The organism is Pseudomonas sp. ESBL9, assembly GCF_036668715.1.
Taxonomy (GTDB): Bacteria; Pseudomonadota; Gammaproteobacteria; order Pseudomonadales; family Pseudomonadaceae; genus Aquipseudomonas; species Aquipseudomonas lundensis.
In genome coordinates this window covers 796630-823580 of sequence record NZ_JAZEVV010000001.1, presented here as the reverse complement: position 1 = coordinate 823580, position 26951 = coordinate 796630, and the positions used below count along the sequence as shown (strand labels likewise).

General features: G+C 58.2%; 24 protein-coding genes. 11 read left to right on the top strand and 13 right to left on the bottom strand.

Going from position 1 to position 26951, the window contains the following annotated elements:
* The first annotated feature begins 5 nt into the window (after window positions 1–5).
* The 4 genes from alkB (at window position 6) to modC (ending at window position 3338) form a co-directional block, all read left to right on the top strand.
* Window positions 6–662 (top strand): DNA oxidative demethylase AlkB, encoded by a 657-nt coding sequence (gene alkB / locus V6F78_RS03600; RefSeq protein ID WP_332726638.1) that lies wholly within the window; start codon window positions 6–8, stop codon window positions 660–662.
* Window positions 663–798: 136 nt separating this feature from the next.
* The gene (gene modA, locus V6F78_RS03595; RefSeq protein ID WP_070414328.1) at window positions 799–1566 is read left to right on the top strand and encodes a molybdate ABC transporter substrate-binding protein; all 768 of its coding nucleotides are present in this window, start codon (window positions 799–801) and stop codon (window positions 1564–1566) included.
* A complete protein-coding gene (modB, locus tag V6F78_RS03590; RefSeq protein WP_047293717.1) occupies window positions 1567–2247 on the top strand; it encodes a molybdate ABC transporter permease subunit in 681 nt (226 codons plus the stop codon).
* 2 nt (window positions 2248–2249) lie between these two features.
* Window positions 2250–3338 carry a molybdenum ABC transporter ATP-binding protein gene (gene modC / locus V6F78_RS03585; protein WP_047293718.1) on the top strand — a complete coding sequence of 363 codons (1089 nt, stop codon included), beginning with the start codon at window positions 2250–2252 and terminating at the stop codon, window positions 3336–3338.
* Between the two features lie 5 nt (window positions 3339–3343).
* Here the strand turns inward: modC and V6F78_RS03580 are convergent, their stop codons facing one another.
* Window positions 3344–4618, bottom strand: a complete 1275-nt coding sequence (locus tag V6F78_RS03580; RefSeq protein WP_314400521.1) for a Wzz/FepE/Etk N-terminal domain-containing protein — start codon at window positions 4616–4618, stop codon at window positions 3344–3346.
* Window positions 4619–5112: 494 nt separating this feature from the next.
* Between V6F78_RS03580 and V6F78_RS03575 the strand changes: the two genes are divergently transcribed.
* Window positions 5113–6048, top strand: coding sequence for a LysR family transcriptional regulator (locus tag V6F78_RS03575; RefSeq protein WP_314400522.1), 936 nt, complete (start codon window positions 5113–5115; stop codon window positions 6046–6048).
* Here the strand turns inward: V6F78_RS03575 and surE are convergent.
* From surE to hemB, 6 genes are all read right to left on the bottom strand, one after another.
* Window positions 6045–6818: a 5'/3'-nucleotidase SurE gene (gene surE / locus V6F78_RS03570; RefSeq protein WP_332726637.1), complete on the bottom strand. Its 774-nt coding sequence runs from the start codon at window positions 6816–6818 to the stop codon at window positions 6045–6047. The two genes, V6F78_RS03575 and surE, sit on opposite strands and share 4 nt — an antisense overlap.
* Before the next feature lie 21 nt (window positions 6819–6839).
* On the bottom strand, window positions 6840–7748 hold the full coding sequence (gene fdhE / locus V6F78_RS03565) for a formate dehydrogenase accessory protein FdhE (RefSeq protein ID WP_332726636.1): 909 nt from the start codon (window positions 7746–7748) through the stop codon (window positions 6840–6842).
* Window positions 7745–8380, bottom strand: coding sequence for a formate dehydrogenase subunit gamma (locus V6F78_RS03560; RefSeq protein WP_047274684.1), 636 nt, complete (start codon window positions 8378–8380; stop codon window positions 7745–7747). The genes fdhE and V6F78_RS03560 overlap by 4 nt, the downstream gene beginning before the upstream one ends.
* Window positions 8377–9297: a formate dehydrogenase subunit beta gene (gene fdxH / locus V6F78_RS03555; RefSeq protein ID WP_269453586.1), complete on the bottom strand. Its 921-nt coding sequence runs from the start codon at window positions 9295–9297 to the stop codon at window positions 8377–8379. Before fdxH ends, V6F78_RS03560 begins: the two co-directional genes overlap by 4 nt.
* 18 nt (window positions 9298–9315) lie before the next feature.
* Complete coding sequence (gene fdnG / locus V6F78_RS03550; protein ID WP_094990934.1) at window positions 9316–12369, bottom strand: formate dehydrogenase-N subunit alpha; 3054 nt, start codon at window positions 12367–12369, stop codon at window positions 9316–9318.
* 230 nt (window positions 12370–12599) lie between these two features.
* The gene (gene hemB / locus V6F78_RS03545; RefSeq protein WP_047293727.1) at window positions 12600–13574 is read right to left on the bottom strand and encodes a porphobilinogen synthase; all 975 of its coding nucleotides are present in this window, start codon (window positions 13572–13574) and stop codon (window positions 12600–12602) included.
* 181 nt (window positions 13575–13755) lie between these two features.
* Between hemB and V6F78_RS03540 the strand changes: the two genes are divergently transcribed.
* The 4 genes from V6F78_RS03540 to V6F78_RS03525 all read left to right on the top strand — a co-directional run bounded on the left by V6F78_RS03540 (window position 13756) and on the right by V6F78_RS03525 (window position 17766).
* Complete coding sequence (locus V6F78_RS03540; RefSeq protein ID WP_047274754.1) at window positions 13756–14052, top strand: ArsR/SmtB family transcription factor; 297 nt, start codon at window positions 13756–13758, stop codon at window positions 14050–14052.
* Between the two features lie 54 nt (window positions 14053–14106).
* Window positions 14107–15117, top strand: coding sequence for a zinc-dependent alcohol dehydrogenase family protein (locus tag V6F78_RS03535; RefSeq protein WP_047293729.1), 1011 nt, complete (start codon window positions 14107–14109; stop codon window positions 15115–15117).
* 130 nt (window positions 15118–15247) lie between these two features.
* The gene (locus V6F78_RS03530) at window positions 15248–15721 is read left to right on the top strand and encodes a YbaK/EbsC family protein (protein WP_332726635.1); all 474 of its coding nucleotides are present in this window, start codon (window positions 15248–15250) and stop codon (window positions 15719–15721) included.
* Between the two features lie 173 nt (window positions 15722–15894).
* Window positions 15895–17766, top strand: coding sequence for a DUF3857 domain-containing transglutaminase family protein (locus V6F78_RS03525; protein ID WP_047293732.1), 1872 nt, complete (start codon window positions 15895–15897; stop codon window positions 17764–17766).
* Between the two features lie 60 nt (window positions 17767–17826).
* On the opposite strand, the gene pgm is transcribed toward V6F78_RS03525, so the two are convergent.
* Window positions 17827–19467, bottom strand: a complete 1641-nt coding sequence (gene pgm, locus V6F78_RS03520) for a phosphoglucomutase (alpha-D-glucose-1,6-bisphosphate-dependent) (protein WP_094990936.1) — start codon at window positions 19465–19467, stop codon at window positions 17827–17829.
* 249 nt (window positions 19468–19716) lie between these two features.
* Here pgm and eco point away from each other — a divergent pair, with 249 nt between their 5' ends.
* Window positions 19717–20199 carry a serine protease inhibitor ecotin gene (gene eco / locus V6F78_RS03515; RefSeq protein WP_047274691.1) on the top strand — a complete coding sequence of 161 codons (483 nt, stop codon included), beginning with the start codon at window positions 19717–19719 and terminating at the stop codon, window positions 20197–20199.
* A gap of 53 nt (window positions 20200–20252) precedes the next feature.
* On the opposite strand, the gene V6F78_RS03510 is transcribed toward eco, so the two are convergent.
* Entirely contained in the window at window positions 20253–21407 is a 1155-nt protein-coding gene (locus tag V6F78_RS03510; protein WP_332726634.1) for a PQQ-dependent sugar dehydrogenase, read from the bottom strand.
* Window positions 21408–21425: 18 nt separating this feature from the next.
* Entirely contained in the window at window positions 21426–21758 is a 333-nt protein-coding gene (locus V6F78_RS03505; RefSeq protein ID WP_169858534.1) for a hypothetical protein, read from the bottom strand.
* A gap of 290 nt (window positions 21759–22048) precedes the next feature.
* Between V6F78_RS03505 and V6F78_RS03500 the strand changes: the two genes are divergently transcribed.
* The gene (locus V6F78_RS03500) at window positions 22049–24523 is read left to right on the top strand and encodes an autotransporter family protein (RefSeq protein ID WP_332726633.1); all 2475 of its coding nucleotides are present in this window, start codon (window positions 22049–22051) and stop codon (window positions 24521–24523) included.
* On the opposite strand, the gene V6F78_RS03495 is transcribed toward V6F78_RS03500, so the two are convergent.
* From V6F78_RS03495 to V6F78_RS03485, 3 genes are all read right to left on the bottom strand, one after another.
* Complete coding sequence (locus V6F78_RS03495) at window positions 24506–25042, bottom strand: hypothetical protein (RefSeq protein ID WP_047274694.1); 537 nt, start codon at window positions 25040–25042, stop codon at window positions 24506–24508. The two genes, V6F78_RS03500 and V6F78_RS03495, sit on opposite strands and share 18 nt — an antisense overlap.
* Window positions 25043–25231: 189 nt before the next feature.
* The gene (gene hdeA / locus V6F78_RS03490; protein WP_047293743.1) at window positions 25232–25549 is read right to left on the bottom strand and encodes an acid-activated periplasmic chaperone HdeA; all 318 of its coding nucleotides are present in this window, start codon (window positions 25547–25549) and stop codon (window positions 25232–25234) included.
* Window positions 25550–25868: 319 nt separating this feature from the next.
* Window positions 25869–26906, bottom strand: coding sequence for a zinc-dependent alcohol dehydrogenase family protein (locus V6F78_RS03485; RefSeq protein ID WP_332726632.1), 1038 nt, complete (start codon window positions 26904–26906; stop codon window positions 25869–25871).
* Window positions 26907–26951 lie beyond the last annotated feature (45 nt).

Below are 26951 nucleotides of genomic sequence, written 5' to 3'. Positions count from 1 at the left end.
CCGCCATGTCTCTGGACCTGTTCGACGAAGACGACCTGCAACAGCCCGCCCGCATTCAGCAATTCAGTACGCAGGCGTTTGTCTTGCGCGGATATGCCCTGCCCTGGGTCGAGGCGTTGTTGACAGCGCTTGAGCGCGTGTTGCATGAATCGCCGTTTCGTCATATGCAAACCCCCGGCGGTTTCACCATGTCAGCGCGCTTGAGTAGTTGCGGCGCGCTGGGATGGACGTCCAGTGCTCACGGCTACCGTTACAGCCCCGTCGACCCATTAAGCGGCATGCCTTGGCCAGCGATTCCCCAAGCGTTGCTTGAACTCGCACACTCCGCTGCGGCGACAGCAGGCTTCGAGCATTTTGTGCCCGATGCCTGCCTGATCAATGCGTATGCGCCTGGCGCCAAGATGTCACTGCATCAGGACAAAAACGAACGCGCCTACACCGCGCCTATTGTGTCGATCTCCCTCGGCTTGCCGGCTATGTTCCAGTTTGGCGGGTTTGAACGCAGCGACCCTGTGCAACGTCTGTCGCTGTTTCATGGTGATGTCGTGGTCTGGGGCGGCGTGGATCGGTTGCGTTACCACGGCATTTTGCCTATCAAACCCGGAACCCATTCATTGCTGGGCGAACAGCGCATCAATATCACCCTGCGCAAAGCAGGCTGAAACGGTCCCTGCGGGGAGCCATGATGGCCATTTGAAAATAAAGCGCTATAAACTTTTTGTTATAGCGATTATCTTCACGTTGCCCGGCCTTACTCGACAGGTTCGGATGACCCTCGCCAATAAATGGAGTTTCCCGATGACTGCGCATGCAGTGCGTTTTGCCCCCTTGGCAATCGTTGCCTTTCTGGGCGGCGGCCTGACGATGGGTGTGCAGGCTGACGAAGTTCAAGTCGCCGTTGCCGCCAACTTCACCGCCCCTATTCAGGCCATTGCCAAAGATTTTGAAAAGGACACGGGCCATACCGTGATCGCAGCCTACGGGGCGACAGGGCAGTTCTATACCCAAATCAAAAATGGCGCGCCGTTTGAAGTGTTTCTGGCGGCCGACGACACGACACCCGAGAAGCTCGAAACAGAAGGCGACATCGTGCCGGGCTCCCGGTTTACCTATGCCGTTGGCACGCTGGCGCTGTGGTCAGCCGATAAAGCGTTCATTGACGGCACCGACAAGGCTTTGCTTGCCAACCAGTACCGGCATCTGGCCATCGCCAACCCCAAGGCTGCACCCTACGGGCTGGCCGCTACGCAAGTGCTGGCCGGGCTGGGCCTGACGGACAAGGTCAAAGACAAAATTGTAGAAGGGCAGAACATCACCCAGGCCTACCAATTCGTTTCGACGGGCAATGCCGAACTGGGTTTTGTCGCTCTGTCGCAGATCTACAAAGACGGCAACGTCACCAGCGGTTCAGCCTGGATCGTGCCGGACGCGATGCACGCCCCCATCAAACAAGATGCCGTGATCCTTAAAACCGGTGAACACAATCGCGCTGCACACGCCCTGGTCGACTACCTGAAAGGTCCCAAAGCGGCGGCCATCATCAAATCCTATGGCTACCAACGTTAAATGCCGCTTTCAAGTGCCGATTTCGCCGCCATTTGGCTGACCCTGAAACTGGCGTCACTGACCACCGCCATTTTGTTGGTGGTGGGGACTCCAATCGCGCTGTGGCTGGCGCATACACCGTCGAAGTGGCGTGGCCCCGTGGGCGCAGTGGTGGCTTTGCCACTGGTATTGCCGCCCACGGTGATCGGTTTTTACTTGCTACTGGCCATGGGCCCCCATGGTTTTTTGGGGCAGTTCACCCAGTCTCTGGGGCTTGGCACCTTGACCTTCAGCTTTTCCGGTCTGGTGATCGGCTCCGTGATCTACTCCATGCCCTTTGTTGTGCAGCCTTTGCAGAATGCCTTCACTGCGATCGGGAAACGACCGCTTGAGGTGGCTGCCACACTGCGCGCCAATCCCCTGGACACCTTTTTCTGCGTGATGCTGCCGCTGGCCCGGCCGGGGTTTGTGACCGCGGCGATCCTCGGGTTTGCCCACACAGTAGGCGAGTTTGGCGTGGTGCTGATGATCGGTGGCAACATCCCCGAAAAAACCCGGGTGGTGTCTGTGCAAATCTACGATCACGTCGAAGCGTTGGAGTATGCCCAAGCGCATTGGCTGGCCGGGGCCATGTTGGTGTTTTCCTTCCTCGTGCTGCTGGCGTTGTACTCCAGTCGCAGAAGCCCCACCCAATGGAGCTGAACATGCGCGCGCAGCTTAATGTGCGACTCAAGCTGAGTTACAGCGACTTCTCCCTGGACGTTGACCTGCAACTGCCGGGGCAAGGCGTCACTGCGCTGTTTGGTCACTCGGGCTCGGGTAAAACCACCTGCTTGCGCTGTATCGCGGGCCTTGAGCGCGCTCACGAGGCATATGTCGAGGTCAACGGCCAAGTCTGGCAGGACAGCGTGCGCAAGGTGTTTGTGCCGGTCCATCAGCGTTCGCTGGGCTATATCTTCCAGGAAGCCAGCCTGTTCCCTCACCTTTCGGTGCGCGCCAACCTTGAGTTCGGGTTGCGGCGCATTCCGCGCAGCGAGCGGCGTGTGGAGTTGGTACAGGCCACGCACCTGTTGGGCATCAGCCACCTGCTAGAACGCATGCCCGCTCATTTGTCGGGGGGCGAACGTCAGCGCGTGGGGATTGCGCGTGCCTTGCTCACCAGCCCCAAACTCTTATTGATGGATGAACCGCTGGCCGCGCTGGACAGCCAGCGCAAGCGCGAAATCCTGCCCTACCTAGAGCGCCTGCATGCGCAACTGAACATTGCGGTGCTGTATGTCAGCCACTCACAAGAGGAAGTCGCCCGGCTGGCTGATCATCTCGTGTTGCTCAGTGAGGGCAAGGTACTGGCCAGCGGACCGATTGCAGACACACTGGCAAGGCTCGATCTGCCGTTGGCTCAAGGGGATGATGCAGGGGTGCTGATTGAAGGCGTCGTCACGCATTACGATGCGCAGTACCAATTGCTGACCCTGCAACTGCCGGGCAGCAACCAGAGTCTGAAGGTCGCTCACGGGCCTCTGGCAGTCGGGCAGTCACTGCGGATCAAGGTGCAGGCCCGTGATATCAGCCTGAACCGTGATCCGGGCACACACAGCAGCATTCTTAACGGCTTGCAGGCCACGGTTGTCAGTGAAATGCCGGCCGATAACCAGGCGCATATGCTCATACGCCTGGATGCGGGAGGGACCGCACTGCTGGCACGGATCACGCGGTACTCGCGAGATCAACTACAGCTCGTGCCAGGCCAGGTCATCTGGGCGCAAATCAAGTCTGTCGCGGTTCTGGTCTGACGTCCTTACAAGGCTTCCCGGCGCCGCGCGATCAAGAAACGCCCGGTGGCAATGCCGATCCCGAGTAAACACCCGAAAATCAGTCCAAGCCCGACAATCAGCGCTTTTTTAGGCTTGATCGGGCTGATCGGCGTCTGCGCCTTGCGGTCAATACTGACGATTCCCAGCGTGCTCATGTCGGTATTCAAATTGCCCAGGCGCACGACTTCAGCCCGCAGCGGTTCGATGTTTTTCAGGAACAAATCTTCATTCGAACGCTTGCCGAGTTGCTCCACCTGACGGTTGACTTCCAGCAACTGCAACTTTTTGCCAATAGTTGAGATGCGCTTGTCGGTGAAATCGTCCGAGGTGCGTTTGAGCAAGGCGGCACGCTCGGCTTCAAGGGCCTGCGTCCCCATGAAGTACAGCGGAATACTTTGCGAGGTGATTTCAGTGCGCATCACTTGCGACGAGCCTTTGGCCGCATCAGACATGGCCGAAGGCGTAGTGGGACGGGTAATGCCCAGCGAGCGCGCAATGGAGATCGCCTCCGAGAGCTGAGCGATCCGCGATTCGCGTTCGGTCTTGAGTTGCAGGCGCAGGGCCTGAAGTTCGTCTTTGAGTTTTGCCCGCTCAAGCGTATCGGATTCGACCAGTGTCGCAATCTTGCCTTCTTTGTCCGACTTGTAACCGGAGCGCGCGGCATCAATCTTTTCTTCCAGCTCTCTGAGTCGGTTATTAATGATGACTTTGAGATCGGCGCCAATTTGGGCGCGCTGATTATTGATCGCGTAGTCAACAAAACCGTTGAGAATTTTTACCCCATCAACATCCTCTGGATAGGTCATCTCCAGTTTGAGGAAAGGACTGAGGGAATCCTGCTTTTTTGGATCCGGTTGTATGAGGTTAATGGCATCGCGGTTAAAGATTTCAAAACTCTGCTCCAGCGATACGCCTTTTTTTTGCAATGGCTTGAACAGGTCCTGATTCGATTGAAAAAATCTGAAGCGTGTTTCGTAGGAATCCAGCGCAGCGCCTACCTTAAGCAAGGCCTCGGTCGGGGGCAACTTGTAGACCTCCGAGCGGTTCAGGGCATCGAGCTCATTGATCGCCGCTGGCCTGAGCACTGTACTGGCCTGGTACACCCGAGGCGCAAGCATGGCATAGGTCAAGGCCATGGCACCCACGACAAGCGTGGTGCCTGCAATGAGCTTTTTTTGTTGCCAAAGCGATTGAATCAGCGCAAATAGATCGATTTCGTCAGTCGAAGTTTCTGCTAGCGGATGCTGAATAGTTTTCAAAAAAATGCACCTTGTGAGTAGAACTTCTTGGCAAGTTCACCGCTTGACTGTTTAAGCACCTATTGGCTAGGTCTTTCTTAGGCTATGTCTGACAGATCATCTTAGAAAAAGATCCCTGCATTTAGAATCAAGCACATACCGTGACAAAAGCAAGTGATGCCAAAGTGATATCTAGTATTTTTCTTACAAGCAAAGATCAGTTCTCATTCAGAAAGAACAGTTATTACCCGAATCACAGAAACTTCCTACGATTGCTTTCAATCAACGAAAAAAGGCGGGCCTCCCCTTTATATAAACAATGGATCCAAAACAATGGCTGAACAGGCAAGTTCTTCAGTCACTTCCTCACCCGTAAATCCGTGAGGCCTGCATGAGGGCCTCCGGTCCGGCGCGTGAATAAACACGGCCCGTGATGTCAAAGCGGCATATTTCCCCAGCCTGTGTAATCATCTGCGCCACAAAAAAACACGCTGACGTGTGGAGTAATCATCAGGATGGACATTTTTCAGGCGATGCGTGTTTTCGTGCGAGTGGTCGATACCGGCAGCTTCACGGCTGCCGCTCAGGCGTTGGGCTATTCCACCGCGCAGACCTCTCGCCTGCTGTCTGAGCTTGAAGCCTCACTGCAAGCCCGACTGCTGCAACGCAGCACACGTCGTCTGGCGCTGACTGAAGTCGGAACCCGCTACCTGGAACGGTGCCGCCTGATTTTGAGCGAAGTTGAAGACGCCAATGCTGAAGCCGGAGGCGCGCATTTAACGCCTCGTGGTCATTTGCGTGTGCAATCAACCACCGGCATAGGCATTCAATTGCTGGCTCCGCTGGTGGCGCGCTACGCGCAGCTGTATCCACTGGTCAATGTGGATTTAACCCTTTCGCAACGTCAGCCCGACTTGCTCGAAGAAGGGCATGACGTGGTCATCACCCTGTCTTCACACCTGCCGGATTCCGAGCTGGTGGGCCAGGCTTTGGGCACCATCTCCAGCGTCATCAGCGCAGCGCCCTCCTACCTCGCTCAATATGGCATTCCGCAAAAACCGGACGACCTTGCAGAGCACCGTTGCCTGCACTTGGTCGATCCGATGTTTACCGATAGCTGGGTATTTCGCGACGAACAGGGCGAGCAGTCGGTGCGGCCCGGGGAGGTGTTTCAGGTGAATGTCGCAGAAGCCATGGCCCAGGCGGCTGAAGCGGGCCTCGGCGTCTGCCTGTTGCCCGATTACGTCGCGGTGGACTCCTACAAACGCAAAGGCCTGGTGCGCCTGTTGCCGCATTACCGGCTGCACGAGAAAAGCATCTACGCGCTTTACCCTTCTCGCCGTTTTCTGGATGCCAAAGTCAAAACCTGGGTCGAATTTCTCAAGCAGGAAATCCCCGGCATGCTGCAAGCACACCAGGCCACGGTGAATGACCCGGCGAATTGGGCTTAAGCGTCCACGGCACGTTGTAACTGATCACGCAATGCCAGCGCCGTACGGTCAAACGCCAGCGGTGTCACCGATATACCGCCTTGGGTGACCACTTGAGTCTCGGTGTCAGCCGCTTCGGCTTGGGCATGCCGCGTGATGTTGAGCCAATAGTAAGTGGCCTCACGAAAATCCGTGCGCTCGTGGACGGCGATGCCTTCCATCCGCCCTGCCCCCTGCCGGGTGATGCACACCGGGCCCGCCTCATCTGCCGGGACATCCGGGAAGTTAATGTTCAAGCACGCGGACTGTTCCCAGCCTTTGCCCAGCAACTGACGTATGACCGCGGGCGCCAGGGTGCGGGCAGTGTCCCAGCGCACCGAATCCCGACGGGTGAAATACTGGCTCAAGGCAATAGAAGGCACGCCCATCAACAGGCCGGTCATAACCGCACCCACTGTGCCGGAATAGAGCGTTTCAACCCCCAGGTTCGCGCCTTTGTTGATCCCCGAAAGCATGAGCTGTGGCGGGTTCGCCATTAACTGGCGCAAAGCCACAGCGACACAATCTGCGGGGGTGCCGGAGACCGAAAACCGTCGCTCCCCGCGCGGCGTGATCCGCAATGGATGGTGAATGCTGATGGCTGTCGATATGCCGCTCTGGTCGTGATCGGGGGCGACCACCCAGACCTCGTCAGCCAATTGATGCGCCACGGCTTCCAGTGCCGCAAGGCCGGGAGCGTCAATCCCGTCGTCGTTGGTGATCAGGATGCGTTGCAAGCGTACACACGGCATCAATGCCTCCAGTGTCATTGGTTAACCGGGGAACAAAAATGGGTTCAACCCGCTGCGGGAAAACCCTTGCTCTTCAATTTTGGCATCGAGCATCAGTGAGGCCAGGTCGTCAGCGAAGGTTTCGAGGGTAGAGTCCCGGTCCAGATACAGGACCTTGAGGTAACTGTGACAGTCCAGGCAGCTTTCAGCCTTGATGCTGGCTTCTTTACTGTCCAGCGACCAATAGTCGAGCTGGCCGGTCTGTTCGCAATTGCTGCACTTGGCCCTGACCATGTGCCAGCGGCTCTCGCACAATCGGCAATGCAAATACCGCAACCCATTTTGCGCGCCGCCTAACACCACGCTGGTCGAGGGCTCGCTGTTACAGACCGGGCAAAACTGACGATGTTCACCATAGTCTGCATGGCCGCTGGCGGGCAATCGCGCGGCCAACTGCGTCCAATACAAGGACAGTGCCGCCCAGATAAACAGGGCCCGGCCACTGCCAACTTCGCTGTGATGGCCACTTAGCAGTGCGCTGGCGTGTCGCTCCAGTTGCTCGGCCGAGGTATCGCGTAAGCCCGCAATCACCTCTTGCACGGCATCAGTGGCCTGAGGCAACTGATCGAGCAATGCCCGCAATGCCTGTTGCCAGTAGTGGTCGCGCGGCAGGCTGACGTAATCCAGCGGTGCCAACAGTTGCCCCATGCGCGCCGTGGCTGCCTCGACCAGCGACTTGGGCAACGGGTGCTGTTCCAACACCTGTTGCTGAGCCTGAACCAGGCGCGCCACAAATGTCAGGTAATCGGCCATTGGATGGTCAATGGCCAGCACTTGCAAACGCGCGGCGCGTCGCTGATAGTGCTGTTTGAGCGTGGGCAGCAACAAGGGCGTAATCCGGCCGATGCCACCGGTGGGGGTTTCTATCGGCGTCAGCTTGATGCTGCTCATGGGTGGTCCTTCTTGGAATCAATCTGTTTAAACCAGCGGTCGTGGTGGGTTTTAGCCCACTTGCGCGAGACGTAACCGGTGACCATGCCGCCAATCGAGCCTTTGACCCAGAACCCCATGTAGGCGTGGCCAATAATCAGCAGAATCAGGCAAATGCCGGTCAACGAATGCAGGAGCGCCCCGACGCGGATCACCGGAATCGGGAAGAACGGCGCAAAGTAAGGACGCCAGATCAACACGCCGCTGATCAACAGCAGCGTGATCAGGCTCATGATTCCCCAGAACAACAGCTTTTGCCCCGCGTTGTATTTGCCCACCTGCAACGACTTGATGTGGCGTCCCTTGAGCACATCCTTAACGTTGGCGAACCACAGCCGGTCTTGCGGTTCTGGCAGGTTGTACTTCACCAGCCGTACGAACAGGAACATGAGCGCCAAAAAAACCACCACCCCCAGGAACGGGTGCAGGATGCGCGCCAGTTGCGGGGTGCCCAACACATGACTCAGCCAGCTCATCGACGGGAAAAACCACGACAACCCCGACAGCGCCACCAGCATGAAACAAATGACCATGAGCCAATGGCACAGGCGCTCGGCAAACGGGGTACGCAGGATCATGTTTTTCGGATTCATGGGTGCTTCTCCTGTTCCGTGGACGCGGGCGCTTTTTTGTCAGCGTCCAGCTCGTCGTCCGACTCATCGGTGGTCAACGGTCCTACGCCAACGTAGTGGAACAGCGTGCCCGCCAGGGTGGCAAAAAACGCCACGGCGGCGACAGGTTTGAGCCAGCCTTTCCAGCCTTCGACCACATTGCTGATCCGTGGATCGGCCGGCAGGTTGTGGTACAGCTGCGGCTTATCGGCATGTTGCAACACGTACATCACGTGGGTGCCGCCCACGCCTTGCGGGTCATAGACCCCGGCATGCGCGAAGCCGCGGGTGTTGAGTTCGGCCACCCGTTCATTGCCCAGGTGTTTCATGTCGGCTTTGCTGCCGAAGTTGATGGCACCGGTCGGGCACGTCTTAACGCAGGCTGGCTCCTGCCCGACGCTCACGCGGTCAATGCACAACGTGCACTTGTAGGCCTTGTTGTCTTTCTTGCTGATGCGCGGCACATCGAACGGGCAGCCTGCGATGCAATAGCCACAACCGATGCAGTGATCGGAGCGAAAATCGACGATGCCGTTGGCGTATTGCACGATCGCCCCCGGCGCAGGACACGCCTTGAGGCAGCCGGGATCCGCACAGTGCATGCAGCCGTCCTTGCGGATCAGCCATTCGAGTTTGCCGCTTTCGTCTTCCACTTCGTCGAAACGCATGAGGGTCCAGGTTTCGGCCGACAAGTCCGCCGGGTTGTCATAAACCCCCACGTTATGGCCCACCTCGTCGCGCAGGTCGTTCCACTCACCGCACGCCACCTGGCAGGCCTTGCAGCCGATGCAGATGGTGACGTCGATCAGCTTGGCCACTTGCACTTCACTGTCACGCACCTGCGGGGCTGGCGTCAGGCTGTTGGTGGCAGAGCGCTTGATAATGTCTTGGGATTGCATGGACATGAGCTTTCTCCCTTACGCCTTTTCCACGTTGACAAGGAAAGCCTTGTACTCAGGCGTCTGCGCATTCGCATCGCCCACGGCCGGGGTCAGGGTGTTGGCCAGGTAGCCCTTGCGGGTCTCCCCTTCGTACCCCCAATGGCACGGGATGCCGATGGTGTCGACCTCCTGCCCGCCCACCTGCAGGGTGCGGATACGTTTGGTCACCACGGCTTTGGCTTTGATGTAGCCGCGCTTGGTGCTGACCTTGACCCAGTCACCCTGGACAATGCCTTTTTTCTTCGCCAGGTTTTCGCCGATCTCAATGAACTGTTCCGGCTGCAACACAGCGTTGATACGCGAGTGTTTGGTCCAGTGGCGGAACAGTTCTGTGATCGAGTACGTGGTGGCAACGTAAGGGAATTGCTCGGCCGTCCCCAGTCGTGTCTGGTCGTAAGGAAAAATACGGACGGTCGGGTTGTACACCGTGCTCGGGTGCAACGGATTGCGCCCGGTCGGGGATTCTGTCGGCTCGTAATGTTCCGGGAATGGCCCGTCTACCAGTGCGTCAATGGCGTACAAGCGCCCTACCCCCTCGGGCAGCATGATGAAGGGGCTGGCCTTGCTGCTCGGTGGCAAAGTGGCCGGGAAGTCCGGGACATCGATACCGGTCCAGCGCTGGCCGTTCCATTCGATGATTTTGCGCTCAGGGTCCCAGGCCTTGCCTTGCGGATCGGCCGACGCGCGGTTGTACAGAATGCGGCGGTTTTGTGGCCACGCCCAGGCCCAGCCCAGCGTGCTGCCCAAGCCAGAGGGGTCGGCGTTGTCGCGGCGTGCCATCTGGTTGCCTTGCGGGGTCCAGGACCCGGCAAAAATCCAGTTGAAACTGGCGGTGGTGCCGTCGTCGCGCAATTGCGAGAAGTCGCTGAGCAATTCGCCTTTGCGCACGGTGACATTGCCTTGCGCGTCTTTGAGATCTTCCAGCGCAAAACCGTTGGCCTCTTGCGCCACTTCTTCGGGCGCAGGGTCCAGCGGGTCACGGTAATTCCATGCCATGTTCAACAGCGGCGCAGGGTTGGCGCCGCCTTCCTGCTCATACATCTGACGCAGCTTGACGAACAGATGCCCCAGAATCTTGCCGTCATGCCACGCTTCATTGGGCGGTGCCGCGCCTGCCCAGTGCCATTGCAGCCATCGGCCCGAGTTGACGATGGAGCCGTTTTCTTCCGCAAAACAGGAGGACGGCAAGCGGAAGACTTCGGTCTGGATGCTGGCGGTGTCGACGTCGTTCTCGTCGCCGTAGTTCTTCCAGAAACTGGACGTTTCAGTGACCAGCGGGTCAATGATCACCAAGTACTTGAGCCTGGACAGCGCAGCGCTGGCCTTGTTTTTGTCCGGGAAGGCCGCGATCGGGTTAAAGCCTTGGGCGATGTACCCGTTGACCTGCCCGTCGTACATCATCTCCAGATAGCGCAACACGTCGTAACTTTTGTCCCATTTGGGCAGCCAGTCAAACCCCCAGTCGTTGGCCGCCGTGGCGTTATCGCCCCAGAAGGTTTTCATCATGCTGGTGAAAAACTTGGGCGTGTTCTGGTAGTAGTTGACCTGCTCGGGCAACAGGGTTTTGGGGGTGGTTTGCTTGAGGTAGGTGGCCAGGTCGGTTTGTTGGTCACTGGGCAGGTTCATGTAGCCCGGCAACCGCAATGACAGCAGGCCGATGTCGGTGTAGCCCTGAATGTTGGAGTGGCCGCGCAAGGCGTTGACCCCGCCGCCCGCCATGCCGATGTTACCCAGCAGCAATTGAATCATCCCGGCGCCGCGAATCATCTGCACGCCACTGGAGTGGTGAGTCCAGCCCAACGCATAGAGGAAGGTGGTGGTGCGGTTCGGGACACTGGTTTCACCGATGATGCGGCAAATTTCCAGAAAGTCTTCTTTAGGGGTGCCGCAAATATCGGTCACGACCTCTGGCGTGTAACGGCTGACGTGCGCTTTAAGCAGATTCCACACACAACGCGGGTGGCTGTACGTTTCGTCACGGCGGGCGAAGCCGTTTTCATCGACTTCATACATCCATTGGCTGCGGTCGTATTGCTTTTTGGCCGGATCAAAACCGCTGAACAGACCTTCCTCGAAGGTGTAACTGTCCCGCACGATCAACGGCGCGTTGGTGTAGGCCCGCACGTACTCGTGGTGGATACGGTCATGAGTGATCAGGTAATTGATCATGCCCATCAGAAAGGCAATGTCAGACCCGGCGCGGATCGGCGAATAGAGATCCGCCACCGCAGCGCTGCGGTTAAAGCGCGGATCGACCACGATGACTTTGGCGCCATTGCGGATCTTGGCTTCGACCACCCACTTGAACCCCACCGGGTGCGCTTCGGCGGGGTTGCCGCCCATGATCAGCACCACGTTGGCGTTTTTGATATCGACCCAGTTGTTGGTCATCGCGCCACGGCCCAACGTCGGCGCCAGGGCCGATACAGTCGGTGCGTGACACAGCCGCGCCTGGCAATCGATACCGAGCATGCCCAGCGCACGGGTGAAACGCTGATCGAGAAAGCCGGTTTCATTACTGGCCGCCGACGAGCACAACATGCCTGTGGTCAACCAGCGGTTAACCGTCACACCGTCAGCGTTCTTTTCAATGAAGTTGGCGTCCCGGTCGTCTTTCATCAACCGGGTGATGCGGGTAATGGCGTCGTCCCAACTGATGCGCTGCCACTCGTTGGAGCCGGGGGCGCGATATTCCGGGTATTTAAGACGCTGTTCGCTGTAGATGAAGTCAATCAGGCCTGCGCCTTTGGGGCACAGTGAGCCACGGCTGACCGGGTGATCCGGGTCGCCTTCAATATGGAAAATACGTGCTTTGGCGTTCTTGGCACCGTCGCCCAGGCTGTACATCAAAATCCCGCAACCCACTGAGCAATAGGTGCAGTTGTTACGGGTTTCTTTGGCGCGTAGCAGTTTGTATTGGCGGGAGGGATCTGCTTGAGCAAGTCCGGGGGAAAACCCGAGTGATGCAACGGTGGCCGTGGCTACACCGGCCGTACAAAGTTTGACGAACTGTCTTCTGCCGACGTCCATAAATCTCCTCAACATCCGTGCGCTATGCCGGATACAGAGTCGTTCCCGCCTCACGGTGACAGGATACGCTCAGGCTTTTTTATCTAATGACCATAGCCAACTTCCGCTCGCACGCGAGGAAAAATCAACCCTAAGGAATATGACAAAAAGCGCCGCAACGTTATTGATGGACGTCAAGAAAGGTGTAAATAGCGGCAAACTGCGCGGGTGCGCGGTTTGCCGCTGGCGATTTAAATGCCCTGCAGGGCAAGGTCCATCGCAAAGTAGGTGAGGATCATGTCGGCGCCGGCGCGCTTGATCGAGCCCAGGCTTTCACGCACCACACGGGCTTCATCGATGGCCCCCGCCTGGGCGCCGAACTTGATCATCGCGTACTCGCCGCTGACCTGATACGCCGCCAGAGGCAAACGCGAGGCTTCACGGATGTCGCGAATAATGTCCAGGTACGCCCCGGCCGGCTTGACCATCAACACGTCAGCGCCCTCCTGCTCGTCCAGCAAGGATTCGCGAATCGCCTCACGGCGGTTCATCGGGTTCATCTGGTATGACTTGCGGTCGCCTTTCAACGCGCTGCCGCCGGCTTCGCGGAACGGGCCGTACAGGGCCGAGGCGAACTTGGTGGAATACGCCATGATCGAGGTGTCCAGGAAACCGGCGCCGTCCAGCGCACGGCGGATCGCTTGCACCTGGCCATCCATCGCGGCCGAAGGCGAGATGAAGTCAGCGCCCGCCGCCGCCGCGGCCACGGCTTGCTTGCCGAGATTGATCAGGGTGGCGTCGTTGTCCACGCCATGGTCGTGCATCACACCGCAATGGCCATGGGAGGTGTATTCGCAGAAGCAGGTGTCGCTCATGACCACCATGTCCGGCGCCGCGTCTTTGCTGATGCGCACCATGCGCGACACCAGCCCGTCTTCACGCATGGCATCGCTGCCGGTGGCGTCCAGATGGTGTGAAACGCCAAACAGCATCACCGACTTGATACCGGCCCGCGCGTACCGCTCGATCTCACCCGCCAGTTTCGACTCAGGGATGCGCATGACGCCCGGCATGCTGGTGATCGGCACGAAGTCGTCAATCTCTTCTTCGACGAAAATCGGCAACACCAGGTCATTAAGGCTGAATTCGGTTTCCTGGAACATGTCGCGAAGGGTTTGGGAGCGCCGCAAACGACGCGGGCGAACAGCGGGGAACTGGTTAGGCATCATGGTTCCTGAGGGGCAGGTTCATAAGACAGGCGAGCCTTGGCCAAGGCTCAATGGCGCAACAAATACAGGATTGACCTTTGAATTGCAAAACATCCGGCCCGCCTGCGCGCCATTGCCGCGCCCCGCCGATCAGGACAACGGGTTGAACATTTCGTTAAAAGGCGTAATATTGCCGCCCATGATTCTCGAACAGCTCAAAGCGCTGGGCAATGACACTCGCATGCAAATGATGGAGTGGCTCAAAGACCCACTGACCCATTTTCCGCCCCAGGATCACGGCGATCCTGCGATCGGTGTGTGCGTGACGCACTTGCAGCACAAGGCAGGGCTTTCACCTTCTACCGCCTCGGCGCATCTGGCCATCTTGCAGCGTGCCGGCTTTGTGTTGACCACGCGCATCGGCAAGTGGACCTATTACCGGCGCAACGAGCAGGCGATTGATGACTTTGCAGCTAGGCTGAAAATCGAGTTGTAATTTTTACCTATACATTTCGTCGTTTTGCGTAATGTAAAAATATGAGGACTGTCCATGAGCACTAAAACCATTTTCGTCCAACCCGGTGGTGGCTATGACAACGTGGTGGTCGGCAGCAGCGAAGTGCGCGCGCCCGCAGGCGGCGAAATCACGGTGCGCCTGCATGCCAACTCCCTGAACTACCACGATTTCGCCGTGGTCAGCGGCATGTGGGGGCCGACTGAAAAGCGTATCCCGATGGCCGATGGCGCCGGTGAAGTGATCGCGGTTGGCCCGGACGTGACCGAGTTCAAGGTCGGCGATTCGGTGGTCAGCACCTTCTTCCCCGAGTGGATTGACGGCACGCCGCAGGTGGAGGGGTTCGTCAGCGTGCCGGGGGATGGCATTGACGGCTACGCCCGTGAGCAAGTGACAGCCAAAGCTACCGCGTTCACGCTGGCACCGACCGGTTATAGCCACGCTGAAGCCTCGACCCTGACCACCGCTGGCCTCACGGCCTGGCGCGCGCTGATGGCCGACGATTCGCTCAAGCCTGGCGATACTGTGCTGGTACAGGGCACGGGCGGGGTTTCAATCTTTGCCTTGCAATTCGCGAAAATGGCCGGTGCCACGGTGATTGCCACCTCCTCCAGCGACGAGAAGCTGGAGCGCCTCAAAGCGCTGGGCGCCGACCACGTCATCAACTACCGCAAAGACACCCGTTGGGGTGAGACAGCCCGGGCACTGACCGGTGGCCGTGGCGTCGATCACATCATTGAAGTGGGCGGCCCCGCGACCCTCGAACAGTCGATGATTGCCGTGCGCGTTGCCGGTCACATCTCGATCATTGGTATTTTGAGCGGCGTCAGCGGCGCCATGGACTTCGTGCCTGCGCTGGTCAAACAAGTGCGTCTGCAAGGCGTGCTGGTCGGTAGCCGCAGCCAGCAGCAAGACATGATCCGCGCCATCAATGCCAACGGCATGCGCCCGGTCATTGACCGTCACTTCCCGCTGACCGATATCGTCGAAGCCTTTAAATATCAGGAAACCAACCAACATTTCGGCAAAATCTGCCTGGACATCTAAACGCGACACCGCCGCAAGGCGCATTGACCGTGCGCTTGCGGCCTCACAAGGGTCTGTTTCCGTTTCATCGCTTGCAATGAAACGGGAACAGACCCTAGATTCAGGCTTTTATCTTAAAGAGCGAAGCCCGATGAGCCTTGAATCCGTCCGTGCATTCTTCAGCACCAACGCCCCCGACCTGCACATCATCGAATTGGCCACCAGTACGGCGACGGTCGCATTGGCCGCCGAAGCCCACGGGGTCGAGCCTGGTCAGATCGCCAAGACCCTGGCCTTTCGCGTCGGTGAGCGCAATGTGCTGCTGGTCGCCCGGGGTGATGCGCGGATCGATAACAAAAAAATCAAAGAGGCACTGGGCAGTAAAGCCAAAATGCTGGATGCCGAAACCGTGGTGGCACTCACCAGTCATCCCGTCGGTGGTGTGTGCCCTTTCGGGCTGGCGACAGCGCTGCCTGTGTACTGCGACATTTCCCTGAAAAGCTATACCGAAGTCATGCCCGCCGCCGGGGCCACGCACACGGCCGTGAAGATATGCCCCACCCGGCTCGCGGCGCTGGTTAACGCGCAGTGGGTCGACGTGTGCCAACCCCTACCCGCGGCCTAAAAATAGAGCGAAGGCTCTATCTCGGGCCTCTCAGCGAATTTAATTGTCCGACAATATAGAAATAACAGTTGAGATCGATTATCATCCGCCGCTCGCGCAGCACCCTCTATCGTCATTCCACTATCTATAAAACGTCGCAGGGTGCTGTTTTAAGGGAATAACCTGAGGCGCTCATGCACCGCTTTACTTTTAGCAAATCATTGATTTGCGCAACATTGGGGATCGTCAGCCTGCCGTCTATCGCGGCATTGCAACCCGAGTCAGACGCAGCACTGGCCGGTGAAATACAACGCGCTTGCCATTTCAACAAAGACACCAGCAGCGACTGCAGCACCACCTACCGCTACACCATCCTGACCAACAATGGGCGAGAGATGCTGTCGCGTATTGATTTCAGCTTCCCTGAAACGGACCGGCTGGACATCATCGACGCTCACTCAACCCAGCCCGGTGGCAAACCGCAGCCATTGGCCGAATCACAAATCGACACGCGCATGGCACCCAATCCGGATCAAGGCTTTTTGCGGGCCAAACAAACGTCCATTGCGTTTCCAAACCTGCGCGTCGGCACTCAGATCACCTACACCGTGCGCGAGCACACCTCAGCCAAACCGCTGATGGAGCACTTTCATTACCAGTTGATCTTCGGCCCCAACCCGGTTCGCACGGATGTGTTTAAAGGCACGTTCACGGCCGAGCAGCCCATTGTCTGGCGCAGCGAGCTGATGGAAGACTTCAATTTCACCCCCTCGGCCGACAACAAAACGCTGGTGATTGAGCAAAAGAAACCGCGCTTTGTGAACTACATCAACGAAGCAGGCAATGGCTACATCCGCCAGGTGCCACGGGTTGAAATCGGCAGCTCCAGCCAATTACAGGATTACTTCGGCAGTTTCGCCAAACGCTACAACGAAATCCTCGCGGCACGCCTGCCTGCCGAGGCAGCCAAAACCGTCTCCGGACTCAAGGGGTTGGCGCCTGAACAGCAAGTCTCGGGCTTGATGCAATACATCCATGATCAATACCGTTACATGGGCGACTGGCGCGCCACCGACCGTGGGTATGTGCCCTTCAGCCTGAGTGAGATCGAGGCGCGTGGCTACGGCGACTGCAAGGATTTGTCGGTACTGCTGACGGCCATGTTGAAAGCCAGCGGTATCAACGCGAACACGACCTGGGTCAGCCGGGGCACAAACCCGCTCGGTCTGTTGCTGCCTGGCACCGGCGCGGCCAACCATGCCATCGTGCGGGCCGAGATCAACGATCAGGTCTGGTGGCTGGATCCGACCAATCCGGTGTTCATGCCGGGCCGCAGCATGCCGGACATTCAGGATCGCTGGGCCCTGGTCATCGATGATCAGGGCACGGTGCGTCAGGAGCACATCCCCGAAGCGCCGGCCACACTGAGCATGGACGTCAAGAAGTTTGAACACTTCAATCACGATGGGCAGGCGCGCACCACGGCGCAGGTACAGATGGGGCAAATGATGCTGATGCAACTCAGCTATGCCGACACCGACTCCGGGGTATCGGCCACAGACCTTAATCTGTGTAACAGGATTGGCAAAGAGGTCAGTGATTGCAACATCACCCGTGAAAAAACCGGCTTTGTGGTCCCTGAGCGTTACACCATACACGCCAGCCTGACCAACCTGCGCCCGCTCGAAAACCTCTCCGGGCAACTCATCTATCGGCCTGCATTTATGACCGAGCGCTGGGACAGCCTGATGAACTATCGCCGCACGGGGCAATTGGCAGATTTGTATATGGCCGATCCGGAAAAGATGACCTACGACGTCACCCTGTCAGGTGCCAAGGTGGCCAAGGTCATCGACACGTGCAAGGTCAACTCCCCCTGGTTTGATTTGGAGCTGAGCAGCCAGCGCAATAAAGGTGAGTACCGTTACCTGTATTCAGTGACGCAAAAACACAGTTGGTTGAGCCATGACGCAATCATAAGCGCGCCCTTCGAGGCGATGCTTAAACAAGCACGTGCGTGCAACGAGCAGATGCAGCAAGTGGTGCAACTCAACCCCAAGGGCTGATACCTGTCCTTCTAAAAAGCCTGGTCCGCGCAAAGGGATCAGGCTTTTTTTGCAGTGAGGTCAGGCGATAGCGGCATCGACCAGCAGTTGAGCTTCTTCAACCAACCGGCTCAGATGTGCGTCGCCGATAAAGCTTTCAGCGTAAATCTTGTAGATGTCTTCAGTGCCCGAAGGACGCGCCGCGAACCAGCCGTTTTCGGTCATGACCTTCAAGCCACCAATGGCCTGCTGATTGCCGGGGGCATGGCTGAGGATTTGGGTAATGGCTTCTCCGGCTAAGGTCGTCGACTTGACCTGTTCCGGGGACAACTTGCCCAACAGCGCCTTTTGCGCGGGCGTCGCCTTGGCGTCTACGCGGGTTGAGAACGGCTGGCCCAGATCGTCAGTCATCTGCTGGTACAACTGCGACGGATCACGGCCTGTGCGCGCCGTCATTTCTGCAGCCAGCAAAGACGGAATCAAGCCGTCCTTGTCGGTCGACCAGACGCTGCCATCGCGCCGCAAGAACGATGCCCCGGCACTTTCTTCGCCACCAAAGCCGAGCGAGCCTTCAAACAGGCCATCGGCAAACCACTTGAAGCCCACGGGGACTTCGTACAGACGACGCCCAAGGCGCGCGGCCACCCGATCAATCAAGCCACTGCTGACCACGGTTTTGCCCACTGCCGCATCGGCGCGCCATTGCGGGCGATTGCGGAACAGGTAGTCGATGGAGACGGCAAGGTAATTGTTCGGCGCCAACAGCCCACCCGACGGGGTCACGATGCCATGGCGGTCATGATCCGGGTCACAGGCAAAGGCCACATCAAAGCGCTCTTTCAGGCCGATCAGGCCTTGCATGGCATAGCTGGAGGACGGGTCCATGCGGATTCGCCCGTCCCAGTCGACGCACATAAATCGGAACGTCGGGTCGACGGCGGTGTTCACGACCTCCAGGTTCAAGCCGTAATGCTCGCCGATTGCTGACCAGTAGCGCACGCCTGCGCCGCCCAGCGGGTCAACCCCCAGGCGCAGGTTGGCGTTGCGCAGGGTATCCATGTCGATGACGTTTTTCAGGTCAGCCACATAGGTGTTCACGTAATCGTGACGGTGCGTGGTACTGGCTTTGAGCGCTTGCTCATAGCTGATCCGTTTGACCCCCGACAGCCTGGCAGCCAGTAATTCATTGGCTTTTGCTTCGATCCACTTAGTGACGTCAGTGTCCGCCGGGCCGCCGTTGGGCGGGTTGTATTTGAAGCCGCCACTTTCAGGCGGGTTATGCGAAGGCGTAATCACCACGCCATCCGCCAGGCCAGACGTCCGCCCGCGGTTATAGCAAAGGATGGCGTGGGAAATGGCGGGGGTCGGGGTGTATTCGTCTGCGGCGGCAATCATGGTCTCGACACCATTGGCGGCAAAAACCTCCAGCGCGCTCGCCCCGGCCGGAGTGGACAGTGCGTGGGTGTCGATGCCGACGAACAGCGGGCCATTGATGCCCTTCGCTTGACGGTACAGGCAAATGGCCTGGCTGATGGCCAATACATGCCACTCATTGAAACTCAACTCAAACGAGCTGCCGCGATGACCGGACGTTCCGAATGCCACGCGCTGGGTCGCAATGCTGGCATCGGGCTGACCGGTGTAATAAGCGGTCACCAGTCGCGCAATATCGACCAGCAAGTGGGCTGGAGCCGGTTTGCCCGCAAGAGGACTGAGTGTCATGCAAAACCTCGGGAAATAAATGATTCGGAGGAAAAAACGCAGTTTACTGGCACTTCGACACTGGCGAGAAGCGATCTATCCCGGGCCTGCGCAATTGCCTGCGTTTTTGATGATCGCAGGCCCGATGGCGGCACGTGACGATGACCCGGTTTGCAACAAAACCGGGCTCATGGCAAAACTATGGCACTTTCCGGTGTTTTCGTGATCCAACCGGACGCTTTCTTTCTGCACTGAATTTAAGGACACATCATGAAACCACTGGTCATCAGCGCGGCACTGTTGTTTTCGTTGAGTACGCTGAGCGGCGTTGCCAACGCCGCCAAACTGGAAGACGTGGCGCCCTACCCTAAAGCCGATAAGGGCTTTAGCCGACAAGTCATTCATTTGCCGACGCAGAAAAATGAAGACGATTACAAAGTCCAGATCATTGCCGGCAAGACCCTGCAAGTGGACTGCAACAAGCAACGCCTGGGCGGCAAGCTGGAAGAGAAGACGCTCAAAGGCTGGGGCTACCCTATGTATCGCCTGAACAAGGTCAGCGGCCCGGCAACAACGCTGATGGCCTGCCCTGAAGGCAAAACCCACGCTGAGTTCGTGCCGGTCGTGGGGGATGGTTTCATGCTGCGTTACAACAGCAAGTTACCGATCGTGCTGTACGTGCCCAAGGACATTGAAGTGCGCTATCGCATTTGGTCGGCCTCCAAGCAAATCAAGCAGGCCGTTGCCGAGTAACGGCTTATGAGGCGCCACGGCCATACGGGGTGGCGCCCGCAGCTGTATTCACGCTACTGCAGACCCACGCGATAAAGCGCACCGTCTTTTTCATCCGTCAGCACATACAGATAACCGTCCGGACCTTGCCGGACGTCGCGAATCCGTGACTTCAATTCGCCCAGCAGACGCTCTTCATGCACGACTTTGCTCCCGTCCAGTTGCAGGCGGATCAGGGTTCGGTCAGCCAATGCGCCAATGAACACATTGTGCTGCCAGGGTTTGAAACGCGTGGCGTCATAAAACGCCATGCCACTGATGCCGGGTGACTTTTCCCAAACATGAATCGGGCCTTTCATGCCTTCGACCGCTGAACCCTGGGCTTCCTGAATAGGTGTGGAGGAGTAATCCATGCCATGGGTTGCGATGGGCCAGCCATAGTTGCTGCCGCGTTCGATCAGGTTGATTTCGTCCCCACCTTTTGGCCCATGCTCACTGGCCCACAAAGCCCCGGTCCAGGGGTTGAGAGCTGCCCCCTGCGGGTTGCGATGGCCGTAGGACCAGATCTCGGGGCGCACCTTGGCTTGACCGACAAAGGGGTTGTCATTCGGCACGCGCCGGTCAGGGAAAATCCGCACGACTTTGCCTTGAAGTGTGTCGAGAGCCTGCGCGGTCGGGCGTTGGTTGTTTTCACCCAGCGCAATAAACAAATATCCGTCACGGTCAAACACCAGGCGTGAGCCGAAGTGGTTGCCGGTAGAGAGCTTGGGCGCCTGCGTAAAAATGACTTCAAAATTGCTCAGCTTGGTGAGGTCGTCTGACAGCCGCCCACGTCCTACCACGGTGCCCGCCTTACCCTCTTCTTCGCTACCTTGTTTGCCACCTTCGGCCCAGGATAAATACACCCATCGATCGCTAGGGAAGTTGGGCGATAGCACGACGTCCAACAACCCGCCCTGGCCCTTGGCCCAGACCTGCGGCACGCCACCGAGGGGGGCTGAAAGTTTGCCGTCGGGGCTGACAACCCGCAGATTGCCCGGCCGCTCGGTCACCAGAATGCCTTGCCTTTGCGGCAAAAAGGCCAGTGCCCAAGGATGGTTGAGGCCACCGATGACCGTATCCACCGTCAGTGCGCCCTGTTCAGACGAAAAGTTCTGCGCATGGGCCGTGAGGGCTGCCGTAAACAATGACGTGGCGCACAGCGTTGCCAGCAGGGTTTTCTTCAGCATCTGCCAATCCTTGTGTGATTAACGTGCGTTTTGCCGTTGCAGTGACGGCGCCGTGGGCTTGAGTGTCGCGGGCGGTGTTGTGGGGCGCGGATAACCGTTGCGGATCTGGCCATTTTCGAGGCTTGGCACAGGGGGCGTTGGCAAGGTAGTGGCTCCGCGCACGGGGGGAGCGCTGGAGGTGCTGCCCTGGCGGCTATTGGGGTTGATACGCCGCAAGGTGTTGTCAGGGGGCGCCGGAGTGGTCTGGACCGTATTCTGCGCCAATACAGGGGCGTGGCTGCCAGAGTCGGCCTGTGCGGTGACGCCACAGCTGGTCAACAACAGCAAAAGACCGTAGACGAGGGGTTTCATGATGCGCTCCTTTAGCCGTGAACCGATGACACTTGGATCATCCCCGAGCAATAGGGTTCGTTTTAAACGCTTTAACGCAGCCCGATAGCCCCGTCAATCTGGCCTGCTATCGCTAATGGTTGAGCAGGTTGATCGAGCCTGCCAGTAAACAGCGCAAACATGAGCACCACAAGCTGTCACTTTTGACAGCTTATCCAGGCATTTCATTGGGTTTATAACCTCATTCAAATCGACCCTCCGCAGAGAGGGTGCGTTTCGATGGAACCTTGAATCGCTTCAGGACGGTGCCCATGACCCGCAGCCTAAAATGCCAGCTTTTCACCCTCTCACTGCTCAGCCTTGCTGTGCATGACGCCCATGCCGCCTGCACGTTCAGCCCCACGGCCGGTGACGACAGCTTCGTCTGTGACAGTGGCACGGCGCCTTCGCTGATCGATTTGTCGGGTAACAACGCGCTGGTGCTGCCCGTCAACAGCACGGGCAGCATCAATGGCCCGGTGACCTTCGGGCCGGGGGCTGACAGCATCACGGTGCATGGCGGGCTGATCACCGGCGTCGTCAATCAAGGCGATGGTATTGATGACTTTGTGATGAGCGGCGGACAGATCCAGTCGCTTGCCCAGGGCGACGGCCGGGATACCTTCCTGATGACCGGCGGCACCATCGTGGGGGCGTTTGAAGATGGGGATGTGGCCAAAATGACCGGCGGCAGTATCGGCCGGGTCGACATGAAGCTCGACAACAACATTTTCGACATGTCAGGTGGTCAAATCATCGGCAACCTGGTCACCGGGTTTGGCCGGGATTCGATCATCCTGTCGGGGGGCAGCATCGGGGGCAATATCAGCGTCAGCGGTGGCGACGATGACGTCACCGTGACGGGCGGCACAGTCGGCGGGGAAATTCGCCTGAGCTTCGGCAATGACCGCTTCGTCTGGCGTGACGCAGGCCTGATCAAGGGCGCCGTCTTGATGGGCGAGGATAACGACACGGCGTTACTGGCTAACCTCAGCGAAACGCTCCTGTCTTCCACCCCCGCCCTTGATGGCGGGCTCGGCACCGACAGCCTGAGTTTCGAGAACAGCGCCCCTGAGACCGGCGCCCGTTATATCAACTGGGAAACCATCAACCTCACCGGCGCTTCGCGCCTGACACTCAACGACACCCTGACGCTGGGCGACAGCACGAGTGGCACGGGCGTGTTCAACCTTGATGCCTCCAGCCGGGTGGAGTCCAGCCAGGGCGTGATAAAAGCGTTTGCCAGCGGGCAAAACGTCACGGTGAACAACGCCGGACTGATTGACCTGACAACCAATGGCACATCGACATCGGACCGTTTGACGATTGTAGGCAACTACACCGGCAACGGCGCGCGACTCAATCTGCACAGCGTGTTGGCCGGCGACAACGCAGCCTCGGACGCACTGGTCGTCTCCTCAGGCACCCTTAGCGGCACCACCTCGATCAACGTGACCAATGTGGGCGGTACGGGCGCGTTGACGGCAGCCAATGGCATTCAGGTTGTAGAAGCTAATCAAGGCGCTGTGAGCAGTGCGGGGGCGTTCACCTTGGGCCAACCCCTGTCGGCAGGCGCCTATCAGTACTACCTGTTCAAGGGTGGGGTTACGGCGGGCAGTGAAAACAGCTGGTTCTTGCGTTCTTCAGTGGTCACTCCGCCTGCTGTGGCCGCCGTGCCGGAGCAACCGGTGCCTGGTCAACCGACCCCACAACCCCCTTTACCGCCTGTGGCGCCAACACCGGCGGCAGGCACCCCGCCGCTGCCGGTGGCGGCGCCGGGTGAAAGCATTGTGCTGTACCGCCAGGAGGTGCCGCTGTATGCCGTGGTGCCACCTGCCGCAGCGCTTCTGGCACAGACCACCTTGGGAACGTTTCATGAGCGTCAGGGCAATCAGCATCTGCTGACAGAAAAAGGCGCGGTGCCCGCAGGCTGGGTCCGTGCCTTCGGCAATGCGGTGCGCCAGAGCTGGTCGGGCACGGTTGCACCGAGTTTCGATGGCTCGATCAACGGCTATCAAGTCGGTCACGACCTGTATGGGCATGAGCAGGCCAAAGGTTATCGGCAACGCGTCGGGGTGTTCGTCAGCCACGCGCGCCTGGACGGTGACGTGCGCGGCTTCAATCTGGGGTTCAAGGACAACAAGGCCGGTGATATTCGGCTCGATGGCGATAGCCTGGGGGCTTACTGGACCTTGATCACCCCGCAATCGGCCTACCTTGACGTTGTGGCGATGGGCACCCGGTTTGATGGTCGCAGCCGTTCAGAACGCGGGGCCAGGCTGGATCTTGACGGGCATGGTGTCAGCCTGTCCGTTGAAGCGGGCTACCCGCTTGCCTTGTCAGACCGCTGGCAAATCGAGCCGCAAGCGCAACTCATTGGCCAGCGGGTGTCGATGGACAGCGCCAATGATGGCATTTCGCGGGTGGGTTTCGACACCCAGGACTACCTGAAAGGTCGTGTGGGTGCACGCCTGACAGGCGCTTATGAAGTCGCCAACATCCCGGTTGAGCCTTATCTGCGCAGTAACCTGTGGCACAGCTTCGACGGCCGTGACGCCACCCTTTATGACGGCCAGCCCGTAACCCGCACGGACCACACCGCCAGCACCGTGGACATCGGCGCGGGCCTTGTCGCCCGCCTTCACCCTGCAGTCAGTGTCTATGCGAGTACGGATTACAGCAGCAACATTGACAGCCGTAACCAGGAAGGACTCAGCGGCACCCTGGGTTTACGGGTGAGTTGGTGAGTCAACGTGGCGGTAATCTTCGGGGCCGATCTCGATGACCGTGGACTGCTTGGCTTCATCCAGCAACGCCTGACGGCAGACTTGGTAGCAGTCCTCGATGTGATCGTTGCCGACCATTTTCATGACGCCAAAGCTGATGGTGGCCGCCACGGCTTGCCCGACCAGCGGAATGAAACGGGTGATGGACTTGGTGGCCACTTTAACGCCCATCTTGCGCAGCAATGACATGACCAGCGTGCGGCTGACAAACTTGCCGATGATCTCGCTGCCGATCCCAGACGCCGCCACCACGATCAGGCGTTTGGAGCGTGTGTCCAGTTGTTCGATCTGCTGCGGGGTGAGCCCGAACTTACTGTTGATGGCAGGTAGCATCTCCACCAGCAAGGCCACATCGGTGCCGATGTCGAGTCCGGGGATCGGTACGGCCGCCGCACCCGCAGAGACCGCTGACCGTTTGGTCACCATGGATTTGCACTCGTCTCGAATGCGATCAAGCTCGGCCAATGACCTGATTAACATAAGATTCCCCTGACAAATAAAGACACAACGCGGGCAGTTTACTACGGCCTGAAGCGCTGAAGACCGGCTGCAAGGATGTAGAGCGTACGCAGTCAGAGAAATTCAAAGAAGATTTAGCGCGAGGGAGCGCTTGCACGTGGACATGGGGTCAGGGAAGGCCTGTACTCGCAGCAAGTACAGGCCAGAGGGTCAGACGTCTTTTTTAACTTTGTCCCATTCTTGCTTCAGTTTTTGCACGAAGCTGGCCTTTTTATCCTTCTCGCAGGCGGTGACGATCAGCGGTGTAATTTTCTCCACCCCTGCGACGTCCAGTACAGCATCTTCAACTTTGCCCGACTTGTTGACCGCTTCGCCCAACCCCACGGCTGTAGGTCGGAAGCTATCATCAACGGCCAGGAAACTTTCACATGTCCACTGAGATACAGGTTGCTTGGTATCCGCAGCCTGCGCGAGTGTAGAAAGTGCAACCAAACTTGCAGTACCCAGAATCAGAAGGTGCTTTTTCATATGAAGATTTCCCTATTATCAAAAATGGCAATGACGTGAGTTCCGCCGCAAGGAACATAGTTGCGGTTGGCGAACCTGTCAAAACAGCCAAGACATGACGAATAAGAAATAACGCTAGAAAGAAAAATATAACCCAATCAAATCAATGGCTTGCGTAAATAAAATTTACAGCCTTCATCAGGCGCCCGCCCCGAGAACACTTATTTTTTATATACGCGCACAACCCCGGGTGTGAGCCTGCTTTATACACACTCACACCCTTGTCGCCTGCAAATCAACCGTACGGCTCTATAACGGTTGCAGATGTTTAACAGATCTTTTATTGCGAAAGGATCACTTTCATGGCTTTTTCCTTGGCGGCGTTGCCGAACACTTCATAGGCCTGAAGAATGTCATTAAGTGCAAAGCGGTGCGTAATCAATTTCCCCGCGTCCACTTTTCCCGATTGCACGGTCTTCATCAGCATCGGCGTGGTGTTGGTATTGACCAGCCCCGTTGAAATATTGATGTTCTGAATCCACAATTTCTCAAGGTGCAACTCGACACTCTTGCCATGCACACCGACGTTGGCGATATTGCCGCCTGGTGCGATCACTGACTGGCATGTGTCGAACGAGGCCGGGATGCCCACCGCCTCAATGGCGACATCCACCCCCACCCCGCCGGTCAATTCAAAAATCCGCTCAACGGCATTTTCGGTCTTGATGTCGATGATATGCGTCGCACCGAACCGCTTGGCCACTTCCAGGCGGTTGCTGTCGCCGTCGACCATGATCAGTTGCCCTGGGGAGTAGAACTGAGCCGTTAATAACGCTGCCATGCCCACTGGGCCCGCCCCGACAATCACCACACTGTCGCCCGGTTTGACCTTGCCAGCGAGCACGCCGATTTCAAAGCCGGTCGGCAGGATGTCACTCAACATCACCAGCGCTTGTTCATCCGCGCCCGCGGGTACGGGATACAGGCTGTTATCGGCATGGGGGATTCGCACGTATTCAGCCTGCGTGCCGTCGATCAGGTGCCCGAGGATCCAGCCACCGTCGGCGCAGTGGGAATACATCTGGCGCCGGCAGTTGGGGCAACTGCCGCAGGACGTCACACAGGAAATCAACACATGGTCGCCGGGTTTGAAATTACGGATCGCCGGGCCGACGGCTTCTACCACCCCGACCCCTTCATGCCCGAGCACGCGACCGGGCGTGACGGCCGGCACATCGCCTTTGAGGATGTGCAGGTCGGTGCCGCAAATGGTGGTGTGCAGGATTCGCACGATGGCGTCGGTGGGTTTATCGATGACGGGCTTGGGGATGTCGGCCCATGCTTTTTCGCCGGGCCCTTGGTAGGTGAGCGCTTTCATGGTGGCTTTCCTTTATCCGGATTGAAATCTGCCGGGCCGGTCATG

Coding starts and splice junctions, on each gene's coding strand:
- fdxH (WP_269453586.1), bottom strand. CDS start 9,297: ATGCAATCCCAAGACATTATCAAGCGCTCTGCCACCAACAGCCTGACG.
- V6F78_RS03530 (WP_332726635.1), top strand. CDS start 15,248: ATGAGCCTTGAATCCGTCCGTGCATTCTTCAGCACCAACGCCCCCGAC.
- V6F78_RS03525 (WP_047293732.1), top strand. CDS start 15,895: ATGCACCGCTTTACTTTTAGCAAATCATTGATTTGCGCAACATTGGGG.
- V6F78_RS03540 (WP_047274754.1), top strand. CDS start 13,756: ATGATTCTCGAACAGCTCAAAGCGCTGGGCAATGACACTCGCATGCAA.
- eco (WP_047274691.1), top strand. CDS start 19,717: ATGAAACCACTGGTCATCAGCGCGGCACTGTTGTTTTCGTTGAGTACG.
- V6F78_RS03575 (WP_314400522.1), top strand. CDS start 5,113: ATGGACATTTTTCAGGCGATGCGTGTTTTCGTGCGAGTGGTCGATACC.
- V6F78_RS03495 (WP_047274694.1), bottom strand. CDS start 25,042: ATGTTAATCAGGTCATTGGCCGAGCTTGATCGCATTCGAGACGAGTGC.
- V6F78_RS03535 (WP_047293729.1), top strand. CDS start 14,107: ATGAGCACTAAAACCATTTTCGTCCAACCCGGTGGTGGCTATGACAAC.
- modB (WP_047293717.1), top strand. CDS start 1,567: ATGCCGCTTTCAAGTGCCGATTTCGCCGCCATTTGGCTGACCCTGAAA.
- modA (WP_070414328.1), top strand. CDS start 799: ATGACTGCGCATGCAGTGCGTTTTGCCCCCTTGGCAATCGTTGCCTTT.
- hemB (WP_047293727.1), bottom strand. CDS start 13,574: ATGCCTAACCAGTTCCCCGCTGTTCGCCCGCGTCGTTTGCGGCGCTCC.
- surE (WP_332726637.1), bottom strand. CDS start 6,818: ATGCCGTGTGTACGCTTGCAACGCATCCTGATCACCAACGACGACGGG.
- fdnG (WP_094990934.1), bottom strand. CDS start 12,369: ATGGACGTCGGCAGAAGACAGTTCGTCAAACTTTGTACGGCCGGTGTA.
- V6F78_RS03510 (WP_332726634.1), bottom strand. CDS start 21,407: ATGCTGAAGAAAACCCTGCTGGCAACGCTGTGCGCCACGTCATTGTTT.
- modC (WP_047293718.1), top strand. CDS start 2,250: ATGCGCGCGCAGCTTAATGTGCGACTCAAGCTGAGTTACAGCGACTTC.
- fdhE (WP_332726636.1), bottom strand. CDS start 7,748: ATGAGCAGCATCAAGCTGACGCCGATAGAAACCCCCACCGGTGGCATC.
- V6F78_RS03505 (WP_169858534.1), bottom strand. CDS start 21,758: ATGAAACCCCTCGTCTACGGTCTTTTGCTGTTGTTGACCAGCTGTGGC.
- V6F78_RS03500 (WP_332726633.1), top strand. CDS start 22,049: ATGACCCGCAGCCTAAAATGCCAGCTTTTCACCCTCTCACTGCTCAGC.
- V6F78_RS03485 (WP_332726632.1), bottom strand. CDS start 26,906: ATGAAAGCGCTCACCTACCAAGGGCCCGGCGAAAAAGCATGGGCCGAC.
- V6F78_RS03560 (WP_047274684.1), bottom strand. CDS start 8,380: ATGAATCCGAAAAACATGATCCTGCGTACCCCGTTTGCCGAGCGCCTG.
- hdeA (WP_047293743.1), bottom strand. CDS start 25,549: ATGAAAAAGCACCTTCTGATTCTGGGTACTGCAAGTTTGGTTGCACTT.
- alkB (WP_332726638.1), top strand. CDS start 6: ATGTCTCTGGACCTGTTCGACGAAGACGACCTGCAACAGCCCGCCCGC.
- pgm (WP_094990936.1), bottom strand. CDS start 19,467: ATGACACTCAGTCCTCTTGCGGGCAAACCGGCTCCAGCCCACTTGCTG.